This window comes from Flavobacterium sp. FPG59 (assembly GCF_002150205.1).
In the GTDB taxonomy this organism is placed as follows: Bacteria; Bacteroidota; Bacteroidia; order Flavobacteriales; family Flavobacteriaceae; genus Flavobacterium.
Genome location: NZ_MTCA01000196.1, coordinates 1 through 5,721 on the forward strand (window position 1 = coordinate 1; position 5,721 = coordinate 5,721).

A 5,721-nucleotide genomic window follows, 5' to 3' on the forward strand; every position below is an offset into this window, starting at 1 on the left:
GCTTTAGCGTCTGCAGCTAATTTGGCTTTGGTTTCTGCTTCTGCTTTGGCTTTAGCTTCAGCAGCTTGTTTGGCAGCTTCAGCATCTGCTTTCGTTTTAGCATCTGCAGCCAACTTCGCTTTAGCCTCTGATTCTGCTTTGGCTTTAGCTTCAGCAGCTTGACTCGCAGCTTCAGCATCTGCTTTCGCTTTAGCATCTGCAGCTAACTTCGCTTTGGTTTCTGCTTCTGATTTGGCTTTAGCTTCAGCAGCTTGTTTCGCAGCTTCAGCGTCTGCTTTCGCTTTAGCATCTGCAGCTAATTTAGCTTTCGTTTCGGCTTCTGCTTTGGCTTTAGCTTCAGCAGCTTGTTTTGCAGCTTCGGCATCTGCTTTCGCTTTAGCATCTGCAGCTAACTTCGCTTTGGCCTCTGCTTCTGCTTTGGCTTTGGCTTCAGCAGCTTGTTTTGCAGCTTCGGCATCTGCTTTCGCTTTAGCATCTGCAGCTAACTTCGCTTTGGCCTCTGCTTCTGCTTTGGCTTTGGCTTCAGCAGCTTGTTTTGCAGCTTCGGCATCTGCTTTCGCTTTAGCGTCTGCGGCTAACTTCGCTTTCGTTTCGGCTTCTGATTTTGCTTTAGCTTCAGCAACTTGTTTCGCAGCTTCAGCATCTGCTTTTGCTTTAGCGTCTGCAGCTAATTTGGCTTTGGTTTCTGCTTCTGCTTTGGCTTTAGCTTCAGCAGCTTGTTTGGCAGCTTCAGCATCTGCTTTCGTTTTAGCATCTGCAGCCAACTTCGCTTTAGCCTCTGATTCTGCTTTGGCTTTAGCTTCAGCAGCTTGACTCGCAGCTTCAGCATCTGCTTTCGCTTTAGCATCTGCAGCTAACTTCGCTTTGGTTTCTGCTTCTGATTTGGCTTTAGCTTCAGCAGCTTGTTTCGCAGCTTCAGCGTCTGCTTTCGCTTTAGCATCTGCAGCTAATTTAGCTTTCGTTTCGGCTTCTGCTTTGGCTTTAGCTTCAGCAGCTTGTTTCGCAGCTTCAGCATCTGCTTTCGTTTTAGCATCTGCAGCCAACTTCGCTTTGGTCTCAGCTTCTGATTTGGCTTTAGCTTCAGCAGCTTGTTTCGCAGCTTCAGCATCTGCTTTCGCTTTAGCGTCTGCGGCTAACTTCGCTTTCGTTTCGGCTTCTGATTTGGCTTTAGCTTCAGCAGCTTGTTTGGCAGCTTCAGCATCTGCTTTCGATTTAGCATCTGCAGCCAACTTCGCTTTGGTCTCAGCTTCTGATTTTGCTTTAGCTTCAGCAGCTTGTTTCGCAGCTTCAGCATCTGCTTTCGCTTTAGCGTCTGCGGCTAACTTCGCTTTCGTTTCGGCTTCTGATTTTGCTTTAGCAACTGCTGCTTGTTTCGCAGCTTCAGCATCTGCTTTCGCTTTAGCATCTGCGGCTAATTTGGCTTTGGCAACCTCTTCAGGTTTAGGTTTATTTGCAGCTTGTTTAGCAGCTTCGGCATCTGCTTTCGCTTTAGCATCGGCGGCTAGTTTGGCTTTAACAACTGCTGCTTGTTTCACAGCTTCAGCATCAGCTTTCGCCTTGGCATCGGCAGCTAGTTTCGCTTTGGTTTCTGCTTCTGATTTTGCCTTAGCTTGCGCAGCTTGTTTGGCTGCCTCAGCATCCGCTTTCGCTTTTGCATCTGCAGCTAGTTTTGTTTTTGCATCTGCCGCAGAAACAGGAACAACTACTTTAGCCTTGGCATCAGCCAATTGTTTGGCTCTTACTTCAGCAGCATCAGCAATTGCTTTCTCACGGTTTAATCTATTCTCTTCTGCTTTTGCTTTAGCTTGTGCTTCTTTATCTTGTCTTGCTTTTTGAGCAGCATCTGCTACGGCTTTAGCCTTAGCAGCTTTTAAATCATTTTCTTTTTGTATATCTGAAGCTGATTTTTGTGTCACTTTAGGTGTTGACGGTGGAGTTGGAACCGATTTAGGTTCTAATTTAGGGAGTATCGAACCTTCTTCCTCATCCTCATTACTATACTTGCCATTGAACTTGTAGGCTAAAACAATTTCATGCGAAGGTCCAAATTGAGTAAAATTACCCAATGCTTTTTCATAGTTATATTCCAAAGCAATTCTGGATGTAAGATTAAGTCCTATCCCCGCTGAAACACCGTGAAATGAATTGTAACCTGCTTGTGCCCAAACTCCGTTAGGAATACTGAACATCATTAAACCAGAAAGTATAGTTTGTTCTTTTTTAATTTCAGTACGTACAAGACCCGAAAATTTACTTCGGTCAAAGAAACCATTACTGTCTATAAAACCCGTATACATTATATGTGCTTGTAGTGCTCGTTGTGGGTCATCTTGCACCATTTGTGATGTTTCTAAATTATACAGAACCGCATTGTTTAGAGCAAGTCCAAAATCAAAAAAAGCGGTTCCGTAGTTGATCCCTGGACTTACAACTAGTAATGAATTTGAAGGAACTAATCCTAATGCAGGGTCAGTATAATTACTAACTACTTTACCTATATTAATTCCACTTTTATAAAAACCTAGATTTAAACCAAAAGTAAGATTATTGTCTTCACTGAGATATACATTTTGTGCAAAGTTAGCCACTCCACCAAATGTTGTAAGTACGCCATAATTTTGTTGAAACAATCCTATACCAATTCCTTGATTTTCACCAAAACGTCCAGAATAACTAGCCAAATAGGTTTGCGGCGCATTTTCAAATTGTAGCCATTCCCGTTTGTTAAAAATGGTCGCGTATGAGTTTTGCTCCCTAGCAAAACTAAAAGCAGGATTGATTAAAAATTTATGAAACTTAAGTGAATTTCTAACTGGTATATTGAAAGAGACCACACCATTATCTTGTGAATGGATAGTCTGAAGTAAACAGAAAAAAAAACAAAAACTAAAAAAAATATTTTTCATGTTACCTAATTACTGTGATGGAACCCTTTTTAATCGTATTATCTTGTGTTGTAATGATATAGTAATAAATGGGATTCACAGATTTAAAATCCAGTTGCTCTTCTGGCCAATTATTTTGATAATTTGTAGTATTCAAAACCATTTCACCCCTTGCATTCAAGACCACCACCGATGTGTTTGTACCACTTATATATTGTTGTGGTATGGTCCAAGTATCATTGATACCATCATTGTTAGGACTTATGATATTTGGTATTAAAACCACATTAGGGTCTACGAAAGGAAAACGGATTTCAAATGGTAACTCTTTTTTTGAAATGCAACCGGTAGTTTGTGTTATAGTTAAAGAATAATTTCCTTCTTGATTTACATTCAATGTATTTGTAGTGGCTGAAGGTATCAAAGTACCATTCAAGAACCATTCAAAAGTAGGATTATTTGCGGATGTAGTTGCTACAATTTGCTTAGTTTCTCCTTCGTTGATAATGGTTGTTCCTGTAACATTTAAGGAACTTGTAAAAGGTACATTTTCTAGATTGATAGCTCCTGTAGAGGTACAGCCTCCAAAATCAACTCTAACTGTATAATTCCCAGCTGTAGTGGTACTATAATTTTGGCTAGTAGCACCTACAATGGCGACATCGTTTAAAAACCACTGGTAGGTATTTCCAGCTTGTGTGCTCAATGTTGTTGGTCCTTCTGATGGACAAAATGGATTTCCTTTGCTTGACGTAACCGTTGCTACTGTACCCGCAGCTTCTCCAACCGTAACTCTGTTAGAAAAAGAATCAGAAGTACATGTACCATAATTTGTTTCAACATAATACCTTCCTGGTGCTGTAACTGTAAGGCTAGGTGTTGTGGCTATAGGCACTAAACTTGGTTCTTTGAACCATTTAAATGTTAGTGATGGATATTTTAAGGGGGAATCATTAGTTCCCGTTCCCGGATTGTCAATAGTCAATACATACGAACCACCTCTACAATACGTGGCGCTTTCATTGAAATTATTGATAGAAAATTGGGTGTCTTGTAACTTGTAATAAGCCGCGAATGCGTTAGAACTAGGACTAGTTGCTGCAGGAGCAGTACTGCGTACTCTAATTCTGAAATTTTCACCTCCCGTTGTGGTTGGAACAGCAAAAATAAAAGTTCTTGAGGAGAGTGTGGCAGAATTTGGTTTCTCTGTGAAACTAAGAGCTATTGGAGTGGAAAAACTTCCCACTCCATCGGACAGCTCTAGTATAAATTGATTTGAGGCGCTTAATGATCCCGGAGGATTGAATGAAAAACTAACCTCAAAAGTATTAAAATTACTGTTTGCACATATTTGAGTAAAACCAAGCGAAGGCTTGTTTATCGTGAATTGTGCGTGTAAGGAATTAACTGCTAATAAAAACAGCAATAAAAATAAAAATTGATAGGCTTTAAAAATAGTAGGGGGGCGTCTACATTTCATAATTAGTTTTGCATCAACATGACAGCTATAACATTACAGCATCCTTAATTAGATGCTGTAATTTTAGATAATTGTAAACGGAAATCCGGTCTTTTTTCATTGGCAAAGTCAATAAAAGTCTCTGCGTTATTACTGTTTGGAGAATAGTAATTAAAAAAGTTAGTCTGACCGTAATGAGACTCTAAATCTTCATTATTAGAGTTGTCAACAATAAAGATATTTCCTTTACAGTTATTAAAGTACATAGATTCTAACTTAATTCTAGCTAAGTTCTCATCATTCAATTGAATTTTACTATCCAATAAAACTGCCGGTTTGAAACCAGAAATTACAGTACGCTTACAGTTGAGCGAAGCATTTTCAGCAATATAAACGGCCTCTTTAACTAAACCTGATTCAATATCAGCATTAATATTAGCGCTGTTGTTCACAAGAGTTAAATTAGTGGCTACCACCAAAGTCTGTTTTTTAGCGAAATCTACCTCTTCTTTCTTATTGTAAGAAGCAATATCTAAACATCTTGAACCATTTTTACTTGATAAAAAAGAAGAACGAATGGCAAGAGAGTTTGTCAAGTTACTTTGAGCACCATAATTAAAACGGTAATCATCATTACTAGACTTGTATGAAACAACTTGAGATAAATTAGTATCACCACCAAAGATTTCAAATGAATTCCCTCCAGAGAAACTAATCATTATATTTTGTAGGATGGTTTTGTTTCCAACACCTGCCAAAAATAGAGAATTTAAATTTCCTCCACCTGTTGAAAGCTTTGATCCAGCAAACTCAATACGAACGTATCTCATAATACCAGAATTAGCAGCAGGATTATTACCACCGTAAGATGTTAAAGTTGGGATAAAATCTGTGTTACTACCAGTATTTACAGAAGCAACACCTCCAAATTTATTTAAAGGAGCATCACCTAATATTACGATACCACCCCAATCTCCAGCTTTTCTCAAACTGCGATTAGAAGTAAATACAATAGGATCTGTTTCTAAACCATCTGCAATGATACTAGCCCCTTTTGTAATTATTAAAGTTCCTTTGGTATCAAAGTCACCAATAATTTTGGTTCCAGGTTCAATAGTAAGCACGGCGTTGTTAGTCACATACACATTACCTTGAAGCAAATAAACATTTTTCTTGTACAATTTAGTATTTGCAGTTATGTTAACTGCTAATATTTGATTGGCTTCTCCGTAGTCTACTTTGTTCGGCTTAAACTCGGTCCAGTTATTCAACCAGTTATTAAGGCCAATAATTCCTTTTTCTTGCTGTGCGTGAGCAGCTGAAATTACCAATAGAAAAATTGTTAAAATTTTGGGGAAATTTTTCATGGGATTAAAA

General features: G+C 38.9%; 3 protein-coding genes. All 3 read right to left on the reverse strand.

Annotated elements, in window-relative coordinates; genetic code table 11:
- The coding region (locus tag FPG59_RS13225; RefSeq protein WP_086455061.1) for a PorP/SprF family type IX secretion system membrane protein at window positions 1-2,906 on the reverse strand (2,906 nt) is incomplete at its 3' end.
- Between the two features lies 1 nt (window position 2,907).
- Window positions 2,908-4,365 (reverse strand): gliding motility-associated C-terminal domain-containing protein, encoded by a 1,458-nt coding sequence (locus FPG59_RS13230; RefSeq protein ID WP_086455062.1) that lies wholly within the window; start codon window positions 4,363-4,365, stop codon window positions 2,908-2,910.
- A 44-nt stretch (window positions 4,366-4,409) separates the two neighbouring features.
- Window positions 4,410-5,711 carry a hypothetical protein gene (locus FPG59_RS13235; protein ID WP_086455063.1) on the reverse strand — a complete coding sequence of 434 codons (1,302 nt, stop codon included), beginning with the start codon at window positions 5,709-5,711 and terminating at the stop codon, window positions 4,410-4,412.
- Between the last annotated feature and the right edge of the window lie 10 nt (window positions 5,712-5,721).